Annotated in this window: 23 protein-coding genes; 14 read left to right on the top strand and 9 right to left on the bottom strand. The window is 60.9% G+C overall.

Annotation, left to right across the window (positions count from 1 at the left end):
* Positions 1-5 precede the first annotated feature (5 nt).
* The 5 genes from SBC1_RS33680 to SBC1_RS33700 are packed head-to-tail and all read left to right on the top strand — an operon-like array spanning position 6 to position 4644.
* Positions 6-1391, top strand: a complete 1386-nt coding sequence (locus SBC1_RS33680) for an FAD-dependent oxidoreductase (protein ID WP_165104626.1) — start codon at positions 6-8, stop codon at positions 1389-1391.
* Positions 1388-2569, top strand: coding sequence for a CaiB/BaiF CoA-transferase family protein (locus SBC1_RS33685; protein ID WP_241202324.1), 1182 nt, complete (start codon positions 1388-1390; stop codon positions 2567-2569). The genes SBC1_RS33680 and SBC1_RS33685 overlap by 4 nt, the downstream gene beginning before the upstream one ends.
* On the top strand, positions 2566-3339 hold the full coding sequence (locus SBC1_RS33690) for an enoyl-CoA hydratase-related protein (protein ID WP_165104627.1): 774 nt from the start codon (positions 2566-2568) through the stop codon (positions 3337-3339). The genes SBC1_RS33685 and SBC1_RS33690 overlap by 4 nt, the downstream gene beginning before the upstream one ends.
* A complete protein-coding gene (gene fdxA / locus SBC1_RS33695; protein WP_165104628.1) occupies positions 3339-3692 on the top strand; it encodes a ferredoxin in 354 nt (117 codons plus the stop codon). Before SBC1_RS33690 ends, fdxA begins: the two co-directional genes overlap by 1 nt.
* A 37-nt stretch (positions 3693-3729) precedes the next feature.
* Positions 3730-4644, top strand: a complete 915-nt coding sequence (locus tag SBC1_RS33700) for a LysR family transcriptional regulator (RefSeq protein ID WP_165104629.1) — start codon at positions 3730-3732, stop codon at positions 4642-4644.
* 39 nt (positions 4645-4683) lie between these two features.
* Here SBC1_RS33700 and SBC1_RS33705 read toward each other — a convergent pair whose 3' ends face one another.
* Positions 4684-6093, bottom strand: a complete 1410-nt coding sequence (locus SBC1_RS33705) for a PLP-dependent aminotransferase family protein (RefSeq protein ID WP_165104630.1) — start codon at positions 6091-6093, stop codon at positions 4684-4686.
* Between the two features lie 160 nt (positions 6094-6253).
* On the opposite strand from SBC1_RS33705, the gene SBC1_RS33710 reads away from it, so the two are divergent.
* Entirely contained in the window at positions 6254-7582 is a 1329-nt protein-coding gene (locus SBC1_RS33710) for an aspartate aminotransferase family protein (RefSeq protein ID WP_165104631.1), read from the top strand.
* Positions 7583-7783: 201 nt separating this feature from the next.
* Here SBC1_RS33710 and SBC1_RS33715 read toward each other — a convergent pair whose 3' ends face one another.
* On the bottom strand, positions 7784-8278 hold the full coding sequence (locus tag SBC1_RS33715) for a DUF6496 domain-containing protein (RefSeq protein WP_165104632.1): 495 nt from the start codon (positions 8276-8278) through the stop codon (positions 7784-7786).
* Positions 8279-8376: 98 nt separating this feature from the next.
* Positions 8377-9087 carry a helix-turn-helix transcriptional regulator gene (locus SBC1_RS33720; protein WP_165104633.1) on the bottom strand — a complete coding sequence of 237 codons (711 nt, stop codon included), beginning with the start codon at positions 9085-9087 and terminating at the stop codon, positions 8377-8379.
* Between the two features lie 127 nt (positions 9088-9214).
* On the opposite strand from SBC1_RS33720, the gene SBC1_RS33725 reads away from it, so the two are divergent.
* Entirely contained in the window at positions 9215-10621 is a 1407-nt protein-coding gene (locus tag SBC1_RS33725; RefSeq protein WP_241202325.1) for an MFS transporter, read from the top strand.
* 189 nt (positions 10622-10810) lie between these two features.
* A complete protein-coding gene (locus SBC1_RS33730) occupies positions 10811-11395 on the top strand; it encodes a DNA-3-methyladenine glycosylase (RefSeq protein WP_165104634.1) in 585 nt (194 codons plus the stop codon).
* Positions 11396-11533: 138 nt separating this feature from the next.
* On the opposite strand, the gene SBC1_RS33735 is transcribed toward SBC1_RS33730, so the two are convergent.
* On the bottom strand, positions 11534-12331 hold the full coding sequence (locus SBC1_RS33735; RefSeq protein WP_165104635.1) for an alpha/beta hydrolase: 798 nt from the start codon (positions 12329-12331) through the stop codon (positions 11534-11536).
* 604 nt (positions 12332-12935) lie between these two features.
* Between SBC1_RS33735 and SBC1_RS33740 the strand changes: the two genes are divergently transcribed.
* Positions 12936-14279, top strand: coding sequence for an MFS transporter (locus SBC1_RS33740; protein ID WP_165104636.1), 1344 nt, complete (start codon positions 12936-12938; stop codon positions 14277-14279).
* A 274-nt stretch (positions 14280-14553) separates the two neighbouring features.
* A complete protein-coding gene (locus tag SBC1_RS33745) occupies positions 14554-15720 on the top strand; it encodes a porin (RefSeq protein WP_165104637.1) in 1167 nt (388 codons plus the stop codon).
* 174 nt (positions 15721-15894) lie between these two features.
* On the opposite strand, the gene SBC1_RS33750 is transcribed toward SBC1_RS33745, so the two are convergent.
* On the bottom strand, positions 15895-16803 hold the full coding sequence (locus SBC1_RS33750) for a LysR family transcriptional regulator (RefSeq protein WP_165104638.1): 909 nt from the start codon (positions 16801-16803) through the stop codon (positions 15895-15897).
* 173 nt (positions 16804-16976) lie between these two features.
* Here SBC1_RS33750 and SBC1_RS33755 point away from each other — a divergent pair, with 173 nt between their 5' ends.
* A complete protein-coding gene (locus SBC1_RS33755) occupies positions 16977-17741 on the top strand; it encodes an SDR family oxidoreductase (RefSeq protein WP_165104639.1) in 765 nt (254 codons plus the stop codon).
* 8 nt (positions 17742-17749) lie between these two features.
* On the opposite strand, the gene SBC1_RS33760 is transcribed toward SBC1_RS33755, so the two are convergent.
* Positions 17750-18094, bottom strand: a complete 345-nt coding sequence (locus SBC1_RS33760) for a hypothetical protein (protein ID WP_165104640.1) — start codon at positions 18092-18094, stop codon at positions 17750-17752.
* 164 nt (positions 18095-18258) lie between these two features.
* On the opposite strand from SBC1_RS33760, the gene SBC1_RS33765 reads away from it, so the two are divergent.
* Positions 18259-18480: a hypothetical protein gene (locus tag SBC1_RS33765; RefSeq protein ID WP_165104641.1), complete on the top strand. Its 222-nt coding sequence runs from the start codon at positions 18259-18261 to the stop codon at positions 18478-18480.
* A gap of 113 nt (positions 18481-18593) precedes the next feature.
* Complete coding sequence (gene folE / locus SBC1_RS33770; RefSeq protein WP_165104642.1) at positions 18594-19250, top strand: GTP cyclohydrolase I FolE; 657 nt, start codon at positions 18594-18596, stop codon at positions 19248-19250.
* A gap of 25 nt (positions 19251-19275) precedes the next feature.
* Here the strand turns inward: folE and epsC are convergent, their stop codons facing one another.
* Both epsC and SBC1_RS33780 read right to left on the bottom strand, forming a co-directional pair.
* A complete protein-coding gene (gene epsC / locus SBC1_RS33775) occupies positions 19276-20235 on the bottom strand; it encodes a serine O-acetyltransferase EpsC (RefSeq protein WP_165104643.1) in 960 nt (319 codons plus the stop codon).
* Positions 20236-20349: 114 nt separating this feature from the next.
* Positions 20350-20595, bottom strand: a complete 246-nt coding sequence (locus SBC1_RS33780; RefSeq protein ID WP_165104644.1) for a hypothetical protein — start codon at positions 20593-20595, stop codon at positions 20350-20352.
* A gap of 96 nt (positions 20596-20691) precedes the next feature.
* Between SBC1_RS33780 and SBC1_RS33785 the strand changes: the two genes are divergently transcribed.
* On the top strand, positions 20692-21507 hold the full coding sequence (locus SBC1_RS33785) for a DUF3005 domain-containing protein (RefSeq protein WP_241202326.1): 816 nt from the start codon (positions 20692-20694) through the stop codon (positions 21505-21507).
* A gap of 80 nt (positions 21508-21587) precedes the next feature.
* Here SBC1_RS33785 and SBC1_RS33790 read toward each other — a convergent pair whose 3' ends face one another.
* Positions 21588-21752, bottom strand: a complete 165-nt coding sequence (locus SBC1_RS33790; RefSeq protein WP_165104645.1) for a hypothetical protein — start codon at positions 21750-21752, stop codon at positions 21588-21590.
* Positions 21753-21770 lie beyond the last annotated feature (18 nt).

Raw genomic sequence — 21770 nt, forward strand, 5'->3', positions numbered from 1 at the left:
GACACATGAACATGATCAGTGACTGGATTCAGGAGCCCGCGAGCGATGTGCGCGTCGCGGCGAAGGCTAACGTCGTCGTGGTTGGCGGGGGACCGGCTGGCTTGTCGGCCGCGATCGCCGCTGCGCGCAACGGCGCGGAGGTGATCCTCCTTGAGCGTTACAACCATCTCGGCGGCCTCGCGTCGGGAGGCATGGTGCTGGTGCTCGACGACATGTGGGACAACCATCTGCAGGAAATCTCCGTGCGCGGCATCTGCATGACCTTTATAGAACGCATGGCGGCACGCAAGCTCGCGAGCTTTCCGCGCTCGGACGAGTGGGGCGACGATCCTGCCGCGTATCGCCGATGGGGCCGTTGGGGCACATTCGATTTTCACAGTCAGAAGACCCCGCACCCCGTCTGTTTTGCAGCGGCTTTCGACCCGGACGCAATGAAGCGGGTGGCGCTTGAAATGGTGGAGTCGCTTGGTATCAAGTTGCGGCTGCACTCGTGGTTCTCGCGCACCCTGGTCGAGGACGGCCAGGTCAAGGGCGTGATCTGCGACACGAAAAGCGGTCGCGAAGCGATCCTCGCTGATATCGTGATCGACGCAACGGGGGACCTCGATGTCGCCGCTTCGGCTGGCGTGGAACACGTTGGAGGCACCTATATCACCACGACAGTGTTCCGTCTCGGCGGTGTAGATACTGACGCGGCCGAGCGCTTCGAAGCTGAGGAACCCGAAGTATTTGCGGCACTGGATCGTCAGATCAAGCGCATTCTCGGAGGCTCCTGGGGTTATTGGTGGCTGAAGACCCCATTGCCGGGTGTCGTGTGGTGCAACTGTCCGCACATGGCCGGTCTCGACGGCCTCAAGCCCGAACACCTGACGCGCGCGGAATTACAGGGCCGCAAACACATCCACGCGGTCGTCGATTTCGTACGCGAGAAGCTTCCTGGCTTTGAGCAATGCTATGTGATCGACGTCGCCCCGCAAACGGGGGTGCGCCAGACGCGTCTGCTGGAAGGCGAATACGTGATGACGAAAGAAGACCTCGCGCAGCGCACGCGTTTCGACGACAGCATTGCGCGGGGACGCGACTACTACATGCCGTATCGTGTGTTGCTGCCCAAACAGATCGACAATCTGCTGGTGGCCGGGCGCCATTACTCGGCGACCTCACAGGCACAAAAAATGTCGCGTGAAATTCCTCCGTGCATGGCGATGGGAGAAGCCGCGGGCGTTGCCGCCGCGCAAGCCCTGGCTGCGGGCGTACGAGTGCGCGATGTGGACGTTCTCGCGTTGCAGAAAGCCTTGCGCGCACAAGGCGCCGATCCGGGTGACCAGACCGGCCGCAACGCCGACGTGCCGCCTCTTGCCGCGCATGTCGACGCGAGGGCAGCCGCATGAAGCACGCACCTGACACGATGAAACCACACGACCTGCCCCTTGCGGGCGTACGCGTGATCGATCTCACGCAGGTCATGATGGGTCCCGTCTGCACGCAGATGCTCGCCGACTACGGCGCGGACGTGATCAAGATAGAGCGGCAGGGAGCCGGCGACCTGAGCCGTTCAACGTTCGAGCCGGTGGCTGGCGCGGACAATCCGATCTTCTGCAGCCTGAACCGCAACAAGCGCAGCATGGCGCTCGACTTGCGCGACGCCGCGCAGATGGCGGCGCTCAAGACCCTGATCGCAGATGCCGATGTGGTGGTCAGCAACTTCCGCGCGGGGGTGATGGACCGCATGGGTATCGGCTATGAAGACTGTCGCCGGTTGAACCCGCGCGTGATCTACGCAATAGGGTCGGGCTTCGGTGAAACGGGCCCGTACGCACACAAAGGTGGACAGGACGTGCTCGCCCAGGCAATGAGCGGCGTGATGGCGCGCCGGGCCGACGCGTCAATGCCGGTGTCCGTGTACCCCACCGCCCTCGCCGACTATTCTGCCGGCATGCATATGGTTCAGGGCATTCTGCTGGCCCTGCTGCATCGTGAACGCACGGGAGAAGGACAGAAGGTCGGCGTCTCGCTCTATAACTCGATGCTTGCAATGCAGATGCAGGAAGCCGCGATGATCATGATGGCGGACTCGGAGGTGAACTGGGCCGCGATGCCGCTGTCCGGCGTCTTCGATACGCAAGATGGCGCGCTCGTCATGGTTGGCGCTTTCAAGCCGAATCCGCTGCAAGATATCTGCGCAGCGCTCGAGATTCCCGACCTTTCTGGCGACCCGCGCTTTTGCAACCTCAAGGCGCAATTTCTTCATAAGCCCGAGTTGCATCGCATCTTCCGCGAGCGCTTCGCGAGCAATACGCGCGAGTTCTGGCTCGATCGGCTGGAAGAGCAGGACCTGCTATGCGCGCCGGTGCGCGATCTGCGCGAAGCACTCGTCGATCCGCAGACCGTGCACAACCAGTTGATTATCGAAGGGGAAGGCGAAGGTCAGCCGGTGCGGTTCATCGGCAGTCCGATCAATATGTCGCTGGCGCCCGTAGGCCTTCGTCGCGCGCCGCCGCGCCTCGGGCAGCATACGGAAGATATCCTGCAAGAACTGCGCGGCGGCGTCGCCACGGAGGCTGTATGACAGTCAGCCTGACAATCGATCAGCATGTCGCGCGGGTCACGCTCGCGCGGCCCGCCGCGCTCAACGCGGTCGACCTCGCCACCGAAGCTGAACTTCAGCGCATCTGGACCGAGCTGGAACAAAACCGCGACGTCCGCGTGATTGTCCTGACCGGTGAAGGCGAGCGCGCATTTTGTGTCGGCGCGGACTTGAAGAACTCGTCCACGAGTGGTCTGGAATACTGGGCCGCGCCACGTCCCGGTGGTTTCGGCGGCATTGCGCTGCGCGAGACGCTGAACGTGCCGGTGATTGCACGGGTCAACGGCTTTGCGCTTGGCGGTGGCTTTGAAATGGTCCTGGGATGCGATCTGGTCATTGCATGCGAGGAAGCCAGTTTCGGCTTGCCCGAAGCGCTGGTGGGACGCATGCCGCTTGACGGCGGGATGACGCTGTTGCAACGCCAGATCCCCTATCGGCAGGCAATGGCAATGCTGCTGACCGGACGCCGTGTGTCGGCCCATGAAGCGCGCGATATGGGTCTCGTCAACGAAGTGGTGCCGCGCGCGGAACTTGATGCCGCCGTTGAACGCTGGGTCGAGGCGGTGCTCGCCTGCGCGCCACTGTCCCTGCAGGCGATCAAGCAGGTCGTCAAGCGGACCTCCACGCTGTCGGCCTCCGACGCGCAAGCGCTCCGCTTGCCCGCTCTCGTGACCGCGTTGCAGTCGGAGGATGCGAACGAAGGCGTACGAGCGTTTCAGGAGAAGCGCAAGCCTCGCTGGAGCGGTCGCTGATGGCCTACGTGATTACGTCACCGTGCATTGACGTGAAAGATGGCGCGTGCGTTCAATGCTGCCCGGTGGATTGCATCTACGAAGGCGAACGCACGCTCTACATTCACCCCGAAGAGTGCATCAACTGCGGGGTGTGTGTATCGGTATGCCCGACCGAGGCAATCTTTCACGAAGAGGAACTTCCACCCGCCGAAGCGCGGTTCACCGCTGTGAACCGGGAGTTTTTCGGGCCGGACGTCAGTGCGCTCGGTTCCCCGGGTGGTGCGTGCGACGTGGGCAAAGTATCCTGCGATCATCCGACAGTCGCTGCGTATCTGGCACCCGCTGCACCCGCGGCAACCGCCGCGCGTTGAGGACCCACGAATGACGAATCACGATTGAGGTAGCACGATGCATGCGAACGTCCTGAAATATTTTGTCGAAGTGGCGCGATGCAGTTCGATTCGCAAGGCCGCACAGAATCTCTTTGTGGCGTCCAGCGCCGTCAACCGGCAAATCTTGAAGCTTGAAGCAGAGATGGGGACGGAGTTGTTCGACCGGCTGCCCAACGGCATCCGCCTGAATGCCGCCGGTGAACGCATGCTGCAGCACATTCGCGCAACGCTGAACGATTTCCATCTGATGCGAAGCGAGCTCGACGACCTGAAAGGCGAGCGCAAGGGCCACGTTTCGGTCGCGGCAATGGATTCTCTTTTCGTCGATTTCCTGCCGGCGACGGTCGAAGAGTTTTCGGAGGTTTATCCGGCCGTGACGTATTCGATCGTCGCGGTTCCTCCGCACGATGTGGCGCCGCGTCTCGTCAGCGGCGAGTACGACATCGGCATCTCGTACATCACGAAGCTGCCAGCGGGTCTTGACGTTGTCTCGGAGGTGTCGCTGCCGCCGGGTGTGATCATGGCGTCGTCCCATCCGCTGGCGAAAAAAGAGCGAATCAGTTTCGACGACTGCCGCAACCACGCTTTCCTGCGCCTGGAAGGCCGCTCGCCGATACAGAGCGTGGTATCGAGTGATTTCACCGCGTACTGGGAAGCGCTGGAGCCCAGCCTGACCTGCAACTCGACCACGCTGCTCAAGCGGCTGATTACGGCGGGACACGGCATCTCGTTCTTCTCGAAAATGGCCTTTCTCGATGAACTGGTCCGAGGCGAAGTTGTATGGCGGCCCCTCGACGACGCGAATATCAATGCGCTTACGGTTGGCATCATCGCGCCGAACCAGCGCGTTTTGTCTCACGTCACGCTCGAGTTCCTGGAACGGATCGTGAGGCGTTTGAAGCACGTCGAATTGTCGCTGCGGGAAGCTTGAAGGGAAGCTTGAATCTACTCTGATACGCACAGCGAGGCTCTAGCGTTCGATCCACTTCTGGACGAACCCCCACAACGCATCGTCAGTGGAATACGGCACGTTGAAGCGAAACCAGTTGCTCGCGGCATCGTTAGGGCGAAAGTACGAACCCGGCGCGAGCCAAATCCCATCTTCCAGCGCCTGCGTCGCCAATTCGCTCGCCAGTTCAGGCTCAACCGGCAACCTCGCCCACACAAACAAGCCCGCACGCGGCCGATGAAACAGCTCAACCCCGAGCGCATCCATCCGGTCCTCGACCTGCACGTGCGCGTCCTTGAGCTTCTCCGTGACCGATTCCACGTGACGCGCATAACGCCCCTCGGTCAGCACTTTTTCAACGATACGCTCCGTCGCCGCCGATGAAGTCAGCCCCACCGCCATCTTCGTCCGTGCCAGTTCGCGCAGCACGTCGCGCTCGGCGACCACATAGCCGCAGCGCAATCCCGGCGTGATCGTCTTCGAAAATCCGCCCACGTACAGCACGCGGCTCAAGCCTTCCATGGCGGCCAGAAGCGGTGCCCCGGGCGGCGCGAGTTCGCGGTTAACATCGTCTTCCACAACCCACAAACCATAGCGTTCCGCGATCTGCAACAGGCGAAACGCCGCCGCCATGCCGAAGGTCGCGCCGGTCGGGTTCTGCAGCGTCGTGTTGAGAAAGATGGCCTTGGGACTATGCTCGATCACCAGTTGCTCAAGCACGTCGTTATCAATACCGGCCGGTGTGCGCGGCACACCTCTCACAACCAGGCCGCCCAGTTGCAGGATCTGCAGCAGATTGCAGTAGCCGGGATCTTCCACGATGACCGTATCGCCGGGGCGCAACAGCGTGCGCACAATCAGGTCAAGCGCCTGCGTAGCCCCGGCGGTGAGCAACACGTTCGTGGCGGGGTCGGCGGGCAAACCGTAGCGGTCCAGTTGCTCGGCAATCCGCTCGCGCAACGGCGCAAAACCATACGGATGCCCGTAGTCGGCCATACGCGCCGCCGGCACGCGGCTGATCGAGCGCAACGCGTGATGCAAGCCGCTTTCGTTGACCCATTCGTTGGGCAGCCAGCCGCAGCCGGCTTTGATCGGCACGGAATGATCGGCGAATACATCGGACAGGAGCCAGGTCGCGGTGAGGCTCGGTGGCTGCCATGCCACGGCGCGCTTGTGGGCGGCCGGAGCGCGCGCCGCCACCCTGTACCCCGAGCCGCGTCGCGCGACCACAAGGCCCATCGATACAAGGCGTCCATACGCTTCCGTTACCGTGAAGGTGCTCAACCGCTCGGCCTGCGCGAGCTGGCGCACCGAAGGCAGCAACGCGCCAGCACGCAGCGCCTGCTGTTCGATGGCGCCGGAAAACGCCCGCACCAGTTGTTCGACGAGCGTCGCTTGCGCGCGGTCACGGTCCAGTTGAAGTTCGATCATGAGTCGGCAAGAAGAGGATGATCAGGGTTGATCGCCCAAAGTAGACGACCAATACAGTTTGCACCATTTTGCCAGCACAGTTCTCTCCGCGACAGGACAACTGTCTATGCCGCGGGTTTTTATCGAGGACTACATTGCTTGTTCTAACAGGAGACTTCATATGACTTCGCGCCCCGTCATCGACGACCTCTCGTCGTTCTGGATGCCTTTCACCGCCAACCGGCAGTTCAAAGCTGCACCGCGCCTGATCGAGGGCGCCAAGGGCATGTATTACCGCGCGACCGACGGCCGCGAGATTCTGGACGGCTGTGCCGGCCTCTGGTGCGTGAACGCAGGCCATTGCCGCGATGAAATCGTCGCCGCGATCCAGCAGCAAGCCGCCACGCTCGACTTCGCGCCGACGTTCCAGATGGGCCACCCGCTCGCGTTCGAAGCAGCCACGAAGGTTGCGGCGATCATGCCGGAAGGCCTCGACCGCATCTTCTTCACCAACTCGGGCTCCGAATCCGTCGATACCGCGCTGAAAATCGCCCTCGCCTATCACCGCGCACGCGGCGAAGGCCAGCGCACAAAGCTGATCGGCCGCGAACGCGGATATCACGGGGTGGGTTTCGGCGGCATCTCGGTTGGCGGCATTGGGCCGAACCGCAAGACGTTTTCAGGCGGGTTGCTGCCGAACGTCGATCATCTGCCGCACACGCACGCGCCTGAGCACAACGCGTTCTCGAAGGGCCAGCCGGCATGGGGCGCGCATCTCGCCGATGAACTCGAACGCATTGTCGCGCTGCACGATGCATCGACCATCGCTGCCGTGATCGTGGAACCGCTGGCTGGTTCGACGGGCGTACTCGTACCGCCGCAGGGTTATCTGCAAAAGCTGCGCGAGATCTGCACGAAGCACGGCATCCTGCTAATTTTCGATGAAGTCATAACGGGCTTCGGCCGGCTCGGCAAAGCGACGGCGGCCGAATATTTCGGCGTGACGCCGGACCTGATGACGCTGGCAAAAGCGATCAACAACGCCGCCATTCCAATGGGCGCCGTGGCTGCGCATCGCAACGTGCATGACACGATCGTCAATGCGGGTGCGGCGAACGGTATCGAGTTGTTCCACGGCTACACGTATTCGGCGCACCCCATGGCCGCCGCCGCCACGATCGCCACACTCGACCTGTATGCCCGCGAGCAATTGTTTGAGCGAGCGGCATCGAAGGCACCGAAGTTCGAAGCTGCCGCTCATGCGTTGCGCGATGCGCCTCACGTGAAAGACGTGCGCAATCTCGGCATGGTGGCGGGGGTTGAACTGGAATCGCGCGATGGCGCGCCGGGCGCGCGGGCCTACGAAGCATTCGTTAAATGCTTCGAGGCAGGCGTTCTGGTGCGCTATACAGGCGATATTCTCGCGTTCTCGCCGCCGCTGATCATCGAAGACGACCAGATCGAGCAGATTTTCAGCACGGTTCGCAAGGTGCTCGAAACGGTGAAATAACGCGGGCTCGAAAAAGCCGCTTGCAGTGACAACGTAAGCGGCATTTTCCGCGAAAACACATCGCCCGACGGCTTGGGGCTGAACACTGCGCTCGCACATCTCGGCGTGCAAGCCGTGCACAACTGCAAGTCTAAAGGCCGTTCTGGATGATCCGGAACGGCCTTTTTTTTCGTGGCGAGCGCTGTGAAAATACGCACACTCCTAACGAGCGTGCCGCGCCGAACCCGACTTCGAAGCCGCCTTGCGGCGCGTCTCCCAGCCTTTCTTGGCGGATGCTGAGCGATCAGCGGCAGAACGCCGGCTTGCACTTCTATGCGTTTGCTTCGAGAGCGCTGTGTGCGAAGCGGCCGCGCTGCCCTCGCGTTTAAGCACGCGCGTGGACGTGGCGGAACGCTTCGCCGTGGATTCCGTACTCGCGCTGCGTCGGGTCTTGTGCTGGCCGGCCTGTGTGTCCTTCGACGCTTTCTTCCGAGTGGCAGCGGACGCCGCGCCCTTCTTCGGCGCCTTCAGGCCCACACCCGACCTGCGCGCCTCCGACAACCCGATCGCAATCGCCTGCTTCGCGGACTTCGCCCCGTGCTTGCCCTCGCGAATGTGATCGATCTGTTCCTTCACGAACGCGCCGGCCTGCGTGCTGGGCGACTTCCCCGCGCGTTTGGCGGCATGGGCGCGTTCGATGGTTTTCTTCTCAGGCATGATGGCACTCCTTTGAAAAAACGGCGTTGGACTAGCCATAGCCAGCGCAGCAACGCGCGTGCCATATCACGCTGCAATGACCGCATCGAGGCCGACGCCTAAACTGCTTTCTCAATGCATCGCTCATCAACGCCGAGCTGTTCCTTGAGGCCAGCCCATCCCTTTGGCGTCACCTGTACGGCCCGGGAGTTTTTCAAACGACGGACCCACCCCTTCGCGCAAAGTTGCGTCATCAACGCGACGCCTAACGGTCCGGCCAGATGATGCCGCCGCTCGGTCCAGTCGAGACACTGCCGGGCGAGACCACGCCGGGTCGGCTTCAGCCCGGCCATGTCCAGCCCCATGCTGTTGAACCATTGAACGCCGGCCGGCGTTACATCGAATTGCTTGTCATCGGTTGCAACAACCAGCGCGCGATCCTGCAACGCCTGCGTCACCGCCACGCCCAGGCCGCCCGCGAGATGGTCATAGCAGCATCGTGCGAACTGCAGGTCCTGGGCTTCCCGGCTACGCGGCATTCGACGCACGGGTTCGCCTGGCGCAATCGATGCAAGATTTTCAAGCGCCAGCGCAACATGCGAACCGGCGAGACGGTAGTACCGATGCCGGCCCTGCGTTTCCACCACCAACAACCCGCCCGCCAGCAGCTTCGCGAGATGCGAGCTTGCCGTCTGGGCAGTCACGCCGGCCGCGTGGGCGAGCTCGCCCGCAGGTTGCGCGCGTCCGTCGGCGAGCGCCATGAGCATGGTGGCGCGAGTGGGATCGGCAATCAGGAAAGCGGCCGAAGAGACTGCGGGATGAGGACACATGAAGGATCTCCGCTTGGATCTCGCCATGATAGTCCGGTCGCGTGTCCGCATGCTTCGATACGTGTCGAAGCTTGTGGCATGAGAACGTCCCTACACTGAATTTCCCGTCTTACTGCGAAACCTCCCTGTGCCCGACACCCGAACGCTTCAGCGCCGCGTCCTCGCTGCGACCAGCATCAGCTATATAGTGGTTATTCTCGATACTTCCATTGTCAACGTTGCGCTAGGCAGCATCGCCGATGCGCTCGCGACCAACACCGCGGGTCTTCAATGGGTCGTCAACGCGTACACGCTGACCTTCGCGAGCCTGCTTTTGACGGGCGGCGCACTGGGCGACCGGTTGGGTGCGAAAAATGTTTATTTCGCTGGCCTCGCCGTGTTCACGCTGGCGTCCGCGCTCTGCGGTCTTGCGCCCAACCTCGCTGCGCTGACCGGCGCCCGCGTGTTGCAAGGGATCGGTGCGTCGATGCTGGTGCCGTGTTCGCTGATGCTCATCAACCGCGCCTACGCCGACCCAGGCGAGCGCGGCCGCGCGATCGGCCTATGGGCAGCGTGTGGCGGCGCGGCGATGGCCGGCGGTCCATTGATTGGCGGCATCCTGATCCATGCGCTCGGCTGGCGCAGCATCTTCCTCGCGAATCTGCCAATCGGATTGATCGGCTTGTGGCTGACATCGCGGGTCGCAAGCACTGAACGGGCTGACCGTGGTGACCGTATTGACCGTCCGCCAGCGACGCGTCACCTCGATCTCACCGGTCAGGTCACCGCCATCCTGGCGCTGGGCAGTTTGATCGCCGTGCTGATCGAGGGGCATTCGTTTGGCTGGCGCTCGCCGTGGATCTTGAGCGGCATTGCCCTGAGCGTGCTTGCGGCGGGAAGCTTCTTTGCGATCGAATCGAAGCGGTCGCAGCCGATGCTGCCACTGTCCTTGTTCGGTAACCTGATTTTTTCCAGCGCCGCGTTCGTCTCGATGGTCTCCGCCATGACCTTCTATGGCTTGATCTTCACGCTCAGTCTTTATTTCCAGCAAGTGCGTGGTTATTCGCCGTTGCTGACCGGCCTCGCGTTCTTGCCGCTGACTGCGCTTGTGACGGCGGGCAGCATGTCGGCGGCGCGATTTGTCAGGATGTTCGGGCCGCGCCGGCCGATCTGCGTCGCCCTGGGCATCTATACGATGGGCTTCCTTGGAATGCTGATGTCGACGGACACTTCGCCGTACTGGCTCATCGCGCTTCCCATGCCGGCCATCGGCTTTTTCGCTGGCCTCATTACGCCGATGGCCACGCGTTCGCTCATGGATACCGTCGATAAAAACCGCGCCGGGATTGCGGCCGGCGTGCTGAACTCGGCGCGGCAGACAGGCGCGGCGCTGGGCGTCGCGGTTTTTGGCGCGATGCTCACGACGCCGGGTCAGTTTGAGCGGGGCATGCATACCGCGATGGCGATGGCCGCGGCCGTGTCGCTGACAGCGTCGCTGGTGTGGTGGTTTGCATCGAAAGCCATAACGCGGGAGCGGATTAGCCCGGCGGTTTAAGGGTTCGGGTTCGGGTTCGGGTTCGGCTGACGGCTGGGGCGCTTGCCGCGTGGATTTACTCGTGGCGGTGGACGGAGAACGCTGCTGGCGGCAAAATCGAGGCGCCGGACCTCTCCCGCACAGGAAATATCCTGGCCGCCGTGGCGAAATCCGCACAGCACTCCGCCGGTGTGAACTCCTCCTTTAATAATGCTCAAATCATCCCGCACTGCGACACCCATCGACTTCAACGCGCCGTCCGAACAGGTCGCGCGCCGCCTGATCGGCGCGATCTTCACCGTCGATGGCGTCGGCGGCAGGATCGTGGAGACAGAAGCCTACGATCGCGTGGATCCGGCGTCGCATACTTTCTCCGGACCGACCCCGCGCAACGCTGTCATGTTCGGCCCGGCTGCCCACGTGTATGTGTATCGCTCGTACGGAATTCACTGGTGCCTGAACTTCGTTTGCCGCGAAGAAGGTCACGGCGCGGGTGTGTTGATCCGCGCGATCGAACCACTTACCGGTCTCGATGCCATGCGCCAACGGCGTGGCCTCGAACCGCCAAGGCTCCTGTGCTCGGGGCCGGGGCGCGTTGCGCAGGCATTGGGCATCACGCACGGCAACAACGGCATGTCGCTCTTCGAAGCGCCGTTTCACCTCGAAGCGCCCGAGGAGGAATATGCGGTCGCGACCGGACCGCGCATCGGCATCTCGAAGGCAGTAGACGTACCCTGGCGCTTCGGGCTCGCGGGGTCGAAGTTTCTCAGCAAGCCGTTCCCCAAGGAAGCTTGACCAAACATCGGGCGTCATTTCCTGCGCGACGGGCGCTGATTTGATCAGCGTGACTGAACGCACACGGCGTCGCTTCACATCGACCACTTCCTTGAGCGGGTTCGTCGCCAGCGATTCATTAAGGTATACGTAGCAATCTCAGCCTTGCATTAATTGCGCGAGCGCCTTGAGTTGCAAACCATCGGGGTCGGCGAGATCATAGAGAATGGAGAAGTGGTCTGCTCCAGGCATCGGCAAGTAGGTCACGCGCTCGCCCGCCTCGGCGCAAGCATGAGCATAGTCATGCGAATGGCGGATGAGTTCGGGAAGTTCTGCGTCGCCGACGGAGACGACTATCGGGGCACCTTGATTGATGTGGCGCATTGGGCTGAAGCGCGTGATTTCCTCCGCCGATAACCCGAGCTTCTCGTTCAGTCCGCCTGCGCTGATGGGTTCGAGATCGAAGAGGCCGCTAACGGGCAGCGCGTATTTGACCGCCGGATGATGACGATGCATGGCCGTCAGATGACCGCCCGCGGAGTGGCCGCCGAGTACGAGTGTTGTGTGGCCTTGCTCGACGAGGAAGTCGAGTAACCGTCCAATCTCGCCGACAATTTGCGTCATCGAAGCGGTGGGCGCCAGCGTGTACTCCGCTACAGCGACATTCATGCCACGGCCGAGCGGCCCGAGCGCCACGAAGGCGCAGAGTTCCTTGTCGCAGCTTTGCCAGTAACCGCCATGAACGAAGACGAAAGTCGGCGTGTCCGTCGGATCGGCTTTACTTGTTGGAAAAAAATCAAAGCGCTCGCGCGGGGCGGGTCCGTATCTAAGGTCGAGTTCGCCATGATGCGTCGCGTAGAATGCCGCGCTGCGCGTCCGGAAATCGGCAGGCGGGTCGCCATTACTATAGGCCGCGTCTAGAGTCGCGCGATCCATGTTGCGCCACGAGAGGTTCATGCATTGATCTCCTTGAAAGTTCGAGCTTACACGGTCTATTTTTCAGGTGAAGTGTAGGCAAATCGCAAGCCGTCTGCATCGGGATGACGAATAAGACTCGACGGCCGCTATCGACACCGGAACAATGCGCGGTGCGGTCGCTCGACTATTCGTTTAGCGAAGCGCTCGGACAGACGCTGATCGCGGGCATTCGTGGCGTCGAAAAACCAACCTGACGCACCGTTCCCTCCCCAAAACCTTCACTTGTTGGCTGATGAGCCGATCTGTCACACGTCACACGAGACCGTCGCGTTGTGCTCTGACCTGCACGGCGTAAAACGTAAGAGCAGATTAATTTTGAGACAATTTTTTATAATTAGTAAAGCTAATTTCACGATTGGTTGAAAAGTACCTTGTATATGGGATGCTCATTCGTAAGTTGACCGGGCTTCAGGTCGCCCATAGAGTTGACCGATAGCAACGCATTGAGCGATCACAAACAGATTGCAAACGGATCGCAAATATCAACGTGGCGGGAAACACCACCGCGGCAACGGTAATGGCTTATTACGCCATCACACGACTGCGGCGCTGACCAGCGTCAAGAAAGACAGAGAGAGACAAAATGCAGGTGCAATCACCGGCCGTCGACGGCGAACGAATCATTAGGCGTGCCACGTTAAAACTCATGCCGTTGCTTGGCCTGCTCTATCTGATCGCCTATCTCGACCGGCAGAATATCGGCTTCGCAAAACTGCAGATGGTGGCCGACCTTGGCGTGAGCGAAGCAGCCTATGGGTTGGGGGCCTCACTGTTCTTTATCGGCTACCTGCTGTTCGAGATACCGAGCAACATCATGCTCGACAGAGTCGGCGCGCGCCGATGGTTCGCACGGATCATGCTGTCATGGGGCGCGGTGACGGTTGCGCTCGGCTTCACCCACAACACGGCCATGCTTTACATCCTGCGCTTTCTGCTCGGCGCCTGTGAGGCAGGGTTTTATCCTGGCGTGCTGTACTACTTGACGCTCTGGTTTCCCGTGCGCCACCGCGCGCGGCTGATCGGCTATTTCATGATCGGCAGCGCGCTCGCCAATGCGGTGGCAGCACCGATTGGCGGCGTCCTGCTGGACTTCGACGGTCTGCTCGGCATGCGCGGCTGGCAATGGGTGTTTATTGTCACGGGCATGGCGGCGGTGCTGATGAGTCCAGTGGTATGGAAAGTGTTGCCCGAGTCGCCGCAAACCGCACGCTTTCTCACCGAGCCCGAGAAGAGCTGGCTGCTCAAGACCTTGCAAGCCGAGGCTGCGCGCATTGCGCCGACCGGCCACACGAATCCGTTTGCAGTGCTACTGGACCGGCGCGTGTTGCTGATGTCGTTTTATTTCCTGTTCTTCCCGCTGTCAGCCTATGGCATGAGCTACTGGTTGCCGACGGTCGTCAAAGGGTTCGGCGTCAGCAACACCGTCAACGGTCTACTGAATGTCATCCCCTGGTTGATGGTCGGCTTTGTGCTGTGGTGGGTGCCGCGTCGCTCTGTCGCCCGAAACGAGCAGACGTGGCACATTGTCGTGCCGGCGTTGCTGGGTTCGTTGTTCCTGCTACTGAGCGTCTTCGTTCCCGGCAATACGCTGCAGTTTATTTGCCTGTGCTTCGCAGCGGCCGGCATATTCGCCGGGCAACCGGTGTTGTGGTCGTTGCCAGGCCGCTTTCTGACCGGCGCCAACGCGGCAGCGGGCCTCGCAGCGATCAATTCAATCGGCAACCTGGGCGGATTCATTTCGCAAAACGTAGTGCCGATGATCAAGGATCGCACCGGTAGCGTCATCGCGCCGATGCTCTTCCTGTCTGCTTGTCTCGCGTTCGGCGCGATGATGACTTTTGTGATGCAAGCGGTTATCCGCAAGTCAGAGCGGCGCGCGGCAGACCTCGAAACCGTTTCTTCGAGCCGAGCAGACTTATCAGTTTGATTTCGGCCCCGAACCATTCCGGTCGTTTGCCGAGATGCTCAAGCCGTTGCGTTGATTCGCTCGAGATAGGGGGCGATTTTCGCCTCCGTTCCTGTTGACCGCCTACGCATTATCGTCGGAACTGCCGGCACCGAGCACTAACAGTTGAACAAGACCTACTAAAGCATGATGCTACACAAAATTAATTCGTATACCTATGTATTTTATAGATACATAAATTGATTCAAGCCGGTGAAGGTTCATAAATAACAGCGATCTGTTCGAGAATATTCGCATGAAAAGACTTATAACCGCTGGTGTCTGTCTCGCTTCCTATACCTGCGTTAGCCATGCGCAGAGCACCGTTTCACTGTACGGCGTTATCGACGTCGGAGTTGTGTACAACAACAACGCGCATGGCGCGAAACAATATTCGATGGTCGCCGGTTCACTTAAAGGCAATCGCTGGGGGTTGCTCGGCAAAGAGGATCTGGGTGGCGGCTACAAAGCGGTGTTCCTGCTTGAAAATGGTTTTTCGGCAACGAACGGCACTCTCGGACAAGGTGGCGCCGAGTTTGGCAGGCAGGCTTACGTCGGATTGGGTGGTCCAGCCGGTACGGTCACCCTAGGCCGGCAATATGATTCGATCGTCGATTACGTCGGCGTGATGAAGGCGGGCGGCGATACGGTAGGCGGCTACGCCAGCCACCCCGGGGACCTGGACAACACGGGAAACAGCTATCGCGTCAACAACGCGATCAAATACACGAGCCCTGACTATAGAGGCATTACGTTCGGCGGTGTATTCAGTCCTGGTGGCATCGCAGGAGATTCTCAGCGGAACCGGATTTACTCCTTCGGAGTGGGCTATAAACAGGGGCCGCTCGCGCTTGGCGCCGCTTACCTCGTCGCACATAATCCGAATTTCTCGTACTACGGCAACAACCCGGCGTCGAGCGTCACGGGCTCGAACATGGTGTCGGTCCCGGTCTATTCAGGCTACGCGTCGGCACAAACGCTGCAGACCGCCGGCGCCGCGGCGGCGTACACGTTTGGTAATGCGACTGCCGGGCTCGTTTATACCAACGCTCAGTTCAGGAACCTGGGTTCGAATGCTGACCTGAACCCTCGAGCTTTGAGCGGCGAAGCCGTGTTCAATACGCTCGAAGCCAATTTCAGGATTTGGCCGATACCGACCATAATGGTCGGCACTTCGTATGCTTACACGCGCGGTTCGCAGGTGACGAGTGGCGGCGCGGGCGGTGTCACTTACCAGCAGCTCAATGTAGGGGCCGAATACTTCCTCTCGAAACGGACGGATGTTTACGCCGTCGTGTTCGGCCAGCACGCATCGGGGCGGGATTCGACCGGCGGCAACGCAGTCGCTACCGTCTACGGGCTCACCCCGTCGTCTTCGGATACCCAGATCGCGGCGACGGTTGGCTTGCGCCACAAGTTCTGAGTCGAGCGGGCGCCAACTGTGCAGCGCGGAAGAGATTTTTCGGTGGTGTGACGCCCGTCCGCTTCGACGGGTCCTGTCTCGAAGCGGCCTACCGGCCGCAGGTTGCTCGCGTGTACAACGCCTTGCGATAGTCCGCGCAAGTCACGACACCAGACCTGGTTACATGCGTGCCCTTCATGGTCTATCCCACGGCGCCACCCCTCCCAAAACCTCAACCAGGTAATCGATCATCACCCTCACGCGTGAACTCAAATGCCTCCGGCTAGGATACATCGCGAGCACATCGATATCCGCCATATGGAACGCGGGCATCAACGCTACGAGCCGCCCCGCTCGCAGATCGTCGCCAATGATGAAGGTCGGCTGCCAGATCACTCCCAGCCCGGCAAGCGCCGCCGAGCGCGCCGTGTCGCCGTTGTTCGTATGCATGTGGCAATTCACCCGAACGTTGTGCGGCGTCTCATCGACGTCAAGAAACTGCCACTCGTCACCGCTCGCGGCGTACGTATAACCAATACAGCGATGCTCGCCCAAATCCGAAGGCCGCTCCGGCAAGCGCTGCCCCGCTAAATACGCCGGCGACGCGCACAGCACATTGCGCGACGCGGCGAGCTTGCGCGCCGCATTGCCCATTGACCCCGAGCGCGAAATACGAATGGCAAGATCAACCCCTTCATCGACAATATCCACCACCCGGTCGACCAGCGAGACGTCCAGCTCCACATCGGGATACCGCCGCATGAACTCTGGCCATAACGGCGCAAGCTGCAACACGCCAAAGCTCAACGGCGCGTTGATACGCAACCGTCCGCGCGGCTCGGCCGTGGACGACGACACCAACCCCTCCGTCTCGGCCACGTCGTCGAGTATTGCAACGCAGCGCTCGTACAGCGCCTCGCCGCCCGATGTCAGCGACAACCTCCGCGACGTCCGGTTCAGCAGCCGCGTCCCCAAATGCGCCTCCAGTTCAACGATATAACGCGTCACGTTAGCCGGCGATGTATCGAGCGCATCGGCGGCGCGCGTAAAGCTGCCGCGCTTGACCACGGCCACGAAGACTTCATAAGCGCGCAAGCGGTCCATTGAACGTCTCCGGTGCGGTCGGGCGGTTGAGCGGAACTCCGATTCGAGATTCACAAAAGCTGAACGATAAGACCATTTTCCGTGCCTGTTCGCAAGTTTCCGTCGCGGCTAAAGTGCGTCACATGGACCGGGGCATCGGGCGCCGGACACGCTGAACGAAACGGAGAAACATCATGAATCGTCTGACAGGAAAGGTTGCCATCGTAACGGGCGCGAGCGCCGGCATCGGCCGCGCCACGGCTAGATTGTTCGCGGCGGAAGGCGCCAAGGTGGTCGTTGCCGCCCGCCGCGCGGCCGAACTGGAAACGCTGGTGACAGAGATCAAAGCGGACGGCGGCGAAGCTGTTTATCTCGCGGGCGACGTGCAATCGGAAGACTATGCAAAGGCCGTCGTGGCGCTGGCAATCGAAAAATTTGGCCGGCTCGACGTCGCTTATAACAACGCCGGAACGCTAGGCGAAATGGGACCGAGCACATCCGTCTCGGTGGAAGGATTCAACAACGCGCTCGCCATCAACCTGACCAGCGCATTCCTCGGCGCCAAGCACCAGATTCCCGCCATGCTCGAACACGGCGGCGGGTCGATCATCTTTACATCGACCTTCGTGGGTTACTCGTTTGCGTTCCCCGGCACGGCTTCGTATGCGGCGAGCAAGGCCGGCCTGATCGGCCTCACGCAAGCGCTGGCGGCCGAGTACGGCGCGCAGGGTATCCGCGTGAACGCCGTGCTGCCCGGCGCCGTCGATACCCCCATGTACCGGGACATGAACGACACCGCCGAATCGCAAACCTTCATCACGAACCTGCACGCGTTAAAGCGCGTCGCAACGCCAGAAGAACTCGCACGCTCGGTGCTTTATCTGGCCTCCGATGACTCGTCGTTCGTCACCGGCACGGCGTCGCTCGTGGACGGCGGCGCGTCCATCACACGCACGTAAAAACAGTGTTATGCCGAAGGGGCCTGGCGGATTGCATTGCCTGCTGCATTGCCATAGGTCTCTTCGATCCGCCGATCCTGCTCCGCAGGCGAGAACTGCTCCCACTCAATGCCATTGACGTCTCGCGTTTTGGCAAAGCCAGGGGCCGTATCGTCTTCAAAGCCTATATGCCGAAGCAATCCGGCTTGGCGCGGGTCCGGATTTTCATTGACCGAGAAGTTCAGCAGGTCCGTTCGCCACATGGCGTAGGCACCTGGCACGACCGCGGTGGGTTCCTGGCCAAGACGCTGCGTGTAATCGGCAATCGATGTTTCAAGGCTGGCTACGGCAAGTGCAATGTGGAAACGTTTCATGGCGTGAGCCCGGTGGTTGAGTGTCGGACCACTCTATATAAGCCCGCTCACGGCAACCAGTTGGGCGTTTATCCCGGTATCGCGGATACCCGTGCATCGGGTAGCCATCGCAGATGGAACGTGTCTTGCGGCGCTTTGAATGTCACTCACTCCAGGAGCGCGACATGACGGACAAGCAGACAGACACCAACTATGCAGGTCGATCGCAAGAAGAACGCCGGGCGCAACGCAAGGGCGAAAAGCAGCGCGCGCAGGAACAACCCGGCGGCGATATGGCGCAGGAAGGCACGGAACCGGACAAACATCACAGCTCGGGCAAGCTGTCGGAGGAAGGAAAAAAGGTCTGGCAAACCGGCTCTGGAATTGATGGCGGCGGGAAAACTTGATTCCATCGGCTGTTTAACCGTGACATACCTGACATCCCACCGGGGTCTTCCATGCGGTAAAACGTGGAACAATGAGGACTTCATGACTTTGCACCATGCATCCGGAGCCCTCAATGAGCGCCACGCGCAACTCCCCCAACGCGTCTTCGGACATCCACGATCAAACTGATCACACCGATCGTCCAAGCCGCGAAGAAGCTGAAGCCGCCGTTCGCGTTCTGATCCGCTGGGCCGGGGACGACCCTGCGCGCGAGGGACTTGTGGACACCCCTTCGCGCGTCATCCGCTCTTACGAAGAGTTTTTCGCGGGTTATGAGCAGAATCCTCACGATATCCTGGCCCGCACCTTTTCCGAAGTGCAGGGTTACGACGAGATGATCGTGCTCAAGGACATCCGCTTCGAAAGTTACTGCGAACATCACATGGTGCCGATCATTGGCCGCGCGCACGTGGCGTATCTGCCGCGTGAGCGAGTAGTGGGCATTTCGAAGCTGGCGCGTCTGGTAGATGCGTTCGCGAAGCGTCTGCAGATCCAGGAAAAGATGACGGCGCAGATCGCCGACACGCTGGAAGAAGTCCTGCAACCGCTAGGCGTTGGCGTAATCCTGGAAGCCACGCATCAATGCATGTCCACGCGCGGCGTGCATAAAGCAGGTGCGTCAATGGTGACATCGCGGATGCTGGGCACATTCCGCGACGACCCTTCCACGCGCCGCGAATTCCTTTCCATCGTCGGACATTCGAGCGCGTTCAGCGTGTCGAATAACTAAAAAGCTCGCTGAGGCTCATGGACGTTCACGCGCCGCGGCTATCGTCCGGCGCGTCGCCCGCACCGCCTTCGCGGATCTTGCCTTGCGAGACGTTGCTGCCCGGCGGCACGCTATGCGTGAGCCACACGTTGCCGCCGATCACCGAGCCGCGTCCAATGGTCACGCGTCCGAGAATGGTCGCGCCGGCATAGATCACCACCTCGTCTTCCACTACCGGATGGCGCGCGTTGCCCTTCACCAGCACGCCGTCGTTGCCCGCCGGAAAACTCTTCGCACCCAACGTCACGGCCTGATATACCCGCACGTGCTGGCCGATCACCGCCGTCTCGCCGATCACCACACCCGTCCCGTGATCGATGAAAAAACTTGGCCCGATAGTCGCGCCGGGGTGAATGTCGATCCCCGTAGCCGAGTGCGCGATCTCGTTGATGAAGCGCGCGAGCAAGGGCACCCCGAGCTTATGCAGGGCATGTGCCAGACGATGATGCGTCATGGCCCAGATGCCCGGATAGCAGAGCAGGATCTCCGTGATGTGCTGCGCGGCGGGGTCGCCCGCGAACGCGGCCTGGATGTCGCTTACAAGGAGTGCCCGGATGGCCGGCAACTGCGTGCCGAATTCACGCGCGAGCCCGAACGCGTGCACGCCAAGTTCGGCGTCACTCAGGTCGTGGTTCTCCGGAAGGAAACGCAAGGCGCGGCGGATCTGTTCGGAGAGCAGGCGCAAGGTGCTCTCGAGCGTGTGGCCTACGTAATAATCCACGCTTTCGGCGGTCAGGTCGGCGGCGCCGTAATGGGTGGGAAACAGCGCCGAGCGCAGCCCATTGACGATCTTCACGATCGCTTCACGCGATGGCAATTCGCGGATTCCAAGCGGATGGCGCGTGCGATGCAACTGCTCGCGCGACGCCCGCAAGTCGGCCACGATCTTGTCGAGGCCCCATTCTTGAGAGGGAAATTGATCTTCTGTGGAGACAGTCTTGGGCATGTCGGGAGCTTGGGCGGATGACGCCGCGTTGAACGGCACGATCTAAACGATGCCCCGAGATTAACCGTTTTTCTGCAAGACTGCCGCCTGTGCGCGAAACCCGTTCAGGCGCGCTCAGGACTTGGGGTCAACCTTCACGTGGCTGGCATCGATCCATCTGACTGCCCAGTCGCGGGCGTGCGCAATGGCTTCGTCGGCGTTGCCAAAGCGCAGGTCGGCGGGGAAAAAACGATTGGCCACCAGTTCACCGTCGCTCGATCGCGAGATCACAACGTAGGGTTGAAAATAACCATCGCCCTGCCGTGCCGGTGCACAATTGAGTAAATAGCCGCGATGTGAAAATGCCGCGTCATATTGCATGAGTCACCCTGATTTTAAGTGCCCCGCTGGATTCGCGATGGTCGTCTCCCGCTCGCTTGAAGCGCGCGAATCCGGCAAGCGGCACTAGGCCGTCCGGTGGCGCACGCAGGCCTGGCGAACAACAAATCATACTCTGGAGAAAACCCTCGTTGGGTTGAAAAAAATCAATTTGGCTTAGAACATTTACTGATGTTTTATCCCGCGGTTTATTCAACACGGGAGTTGACCCCGGCCCCTTGCTCCGGAATGTTTCTTGCATCGTGTCTCTTAGTTAACCTGAACCAGGTGGAGCGAACCATGAACAATGCACAGAACAATGAATCGCAGGACAAGCAAAAGCAGCGCGCGGCGGACAGCCCGCTGAAGAAGCCTGAAACTGAAACCGCCCAAGCCAAACCCAGTGACGTGGCAGCAGCAGCGGAGGGACGGGAAGCCGGGCTTGGGCAGGCGGGCGGCAGCACACCTGATTCATCGTTGGAACATGCCGGGCCGCTCGGCATGACCAACGCCACGCACCAGGCGATGGATGTTCTCAACGACGACACGCTGGACGATACCGTCGACGCCGATGGGAAAAATCGTGATGCCTCGCGTGATGAAGCCATGATCGAGCACAATCCCAACGCGTTCGTTGGCGTGAATGCGTCGCTGGTGAATTCGCGCTATGAACAAGGCGACGGTCTGGGCGGATTCGACAGCCGCCCGGCTCGCAACGGGCTGGCGCTCGCGTTAGAGGAAGGCTTCAGTGTCGTGGATAAAGGCATGATCGCGCCCGACGTGGAGGAGGTGGAGCGCCAGTACGAATTCGTTGAACGCGATCCCCACGGCTACAGCTTGCGGGGACGCAAGCATTTCGCCATCAACCATGTCAGGCCATCGCGCCTGATCGAGATCCAGCGGCGCGAGAAATAACTCAACACTAATCAAATGAAGGACCGAAAACCGCTACTGCCAGCGGCTTTCGGTCCTTCCTGTCTCTCTGCCCGCCCGATTCATTTCTTTTCGGGCTTGACCTTCTCATCGTCGGATTCAATCCGCGTCACGCCGCCCGTCGAGGGTGGATCGCTGGCGGGAAAGCTATCTTCCACGGCGCGGTCGACGTCCTCTTCCTCTCGATGCGAATGTGGATTCTGTTCCTTCGGTTTCGTTGTGGTCATGCATGACTCCTGGTCGGT

The organism is Caballeronia sp. SBC1 (genome assembly GCF_011493005.1).
Taxonomy (GTDB): Bacteria; Pseudomonadota; Gammaproteobacteria; order Burkholderiales; family Burkholderiaceae; genus Caballeronia.

Excerpts from the sequence above, each read along its gene's own strand:
- SBC1_RS33680 (WP_165104626.1), top strand. The coding sequence starts at position 6 with ATGAACATGATCAGTGACTGGATTCAGGAGCCCGCGAGCGATGTGCGC.
- SBC1_RS33685 (WP_241202324.1), top strand. The coding sequence starts at position 1,388 with ATGAAGCACGCACCTGACACGATGAAACCACACGACCTGCCCCTTGCG.
- SBC1_RS33690 (WP_165104627.1), top strand. The coding sequence starts at position 2,566 with ATGACAGTCAGCCTGACAATCGATCAGCATGTCGCGCGGGTCACGCTC.
- fdxA (WP_165104628.1), top strand. The coding sequence starts at position 3,339 with ATGGCCTACGTGATTACGTCACCGTGCATTGACGTGAAAGATGGCGCG.
- SBC1_RS33700 (WP_165104629.1), top strand. The coding sequence starts at position 3,730 with ATGCATGCGAACGTCCTGAAATATTTTGTCGAAGTGGCGCGATGCAGT.
- SBC1_RS33705 (WP_165104630.1), bottom strand. The coding sequence starts at position 6,093 with ATGATCGAACTTCAACTGGACCGTGACCGCGCGCAAGCGACGCTCGTC.
- SBC1_RS33710 (WP_165104631.1), top strand. The coding sequence starts at position 6,254 with ATGACTTCGCGCCCCGTCATCGACGACCTCTCGTCGTTCTGGATGCCT.
- SBC1_RS33715 (WP_165104632.1), bottom strand. The coding sequence starts at position 8,278 with ATGCCTGAGAAGAAAACCATCGAACGCGCCCATGCCGCCAAACGCGCG.
- SBC1_RS33720 (WP_165104633.1), bottom strand. The coding sequence starts at position 9,087 with ATGTGTCCTCATCCCGCAGTCTCTTCGGCCGCTTTCCTGATTGCCGAT.
- SBC1_RS33730 (WP_165104634.1), top strand. The coding sequence starts at position 10,811 with ATGCTCAAATCATCCCGCACTGCGACACCCATCGACTTCAACGCGCCG.
- SBC1_RS33735 (WP_165104635.1), bottom strand. The coding sequence starts at position 12,331 with ATGAACCTCTCGTGGCGCAACATGGATCGCGCGACTCTAGACGCGGCC.
- SBC1_RS33740 (WP_165104636.1), top strand. The coding sequence starts at position 12,936 with ATGCAGGTGCAATCACCGGCCGTCGACGGCGAACGAATCATTAGGCGT.
- SBC1_RS33745 (WP_165104637.1), top strand. The coding sequence starts at position 14,554 with ATGAAAAGACTTATAACCGCTGGTGTCTGTCTCGCTTCCTATACCTGC.
- SBC1_RS33750 (WP_165104638.1), bottom strand. The coding sequence starts at position 16,803 with ATGGACCGCTTGCGCGCTTATGAAGTCTTCGTGGCCGTGGTCAAGCGC.
- SBC1_RS33755 (WP_165104639.1), top strand. The coding sequence starts at position 16,977 with ATGAATCGTCTGACAGGAAAGGTTGCCATCGTAACGGGCGCGAGCGCC.
- SBC1_RS33760 (WP_165104640.1), bottom strand. The coding sequence starts at position 18,094 with ATGAAACGTTTCCACATTGCACTTGCCGTAGCCAGCCTTGAAACATCG.
- SBC1_RS33765 (WP_165104641.1), top strand. The coding sequence starts at position 18,259 with ATGACGGACAAGCAGACAGACACCAACTATGCAGGTCGATCGCAAGAA.
- folE (WP_165104642.1), top strand. The coding sequence starts at position 18,594 with ATGAGCGCCACGCGCAACTCCCCCAACGCGTCTTCGGACATCCACGAT.
- epsC (WP_165104643.1), bottom strand. The coding sequence starts at position 20,235 with ATGCCCAAGACTGTCTCCACAGAAGATCAATTTCCCTCTCAAGAATGG.
- SBC1_RS33780 (WP_165104644.1), bottom strand. The coding sequence starts at position 20,595 with ATGCAATATGACGCGGCATTTTCACATCGCGGCTATTTACTCAATTGT.
- SBC1_RS33790 (WP_165104645.1), bottom strand. The coding sequence starts at position 21,752 with ATGACCACAACGAAACCGAAGGAACAGAATCCACATTCGCATCGAGAG.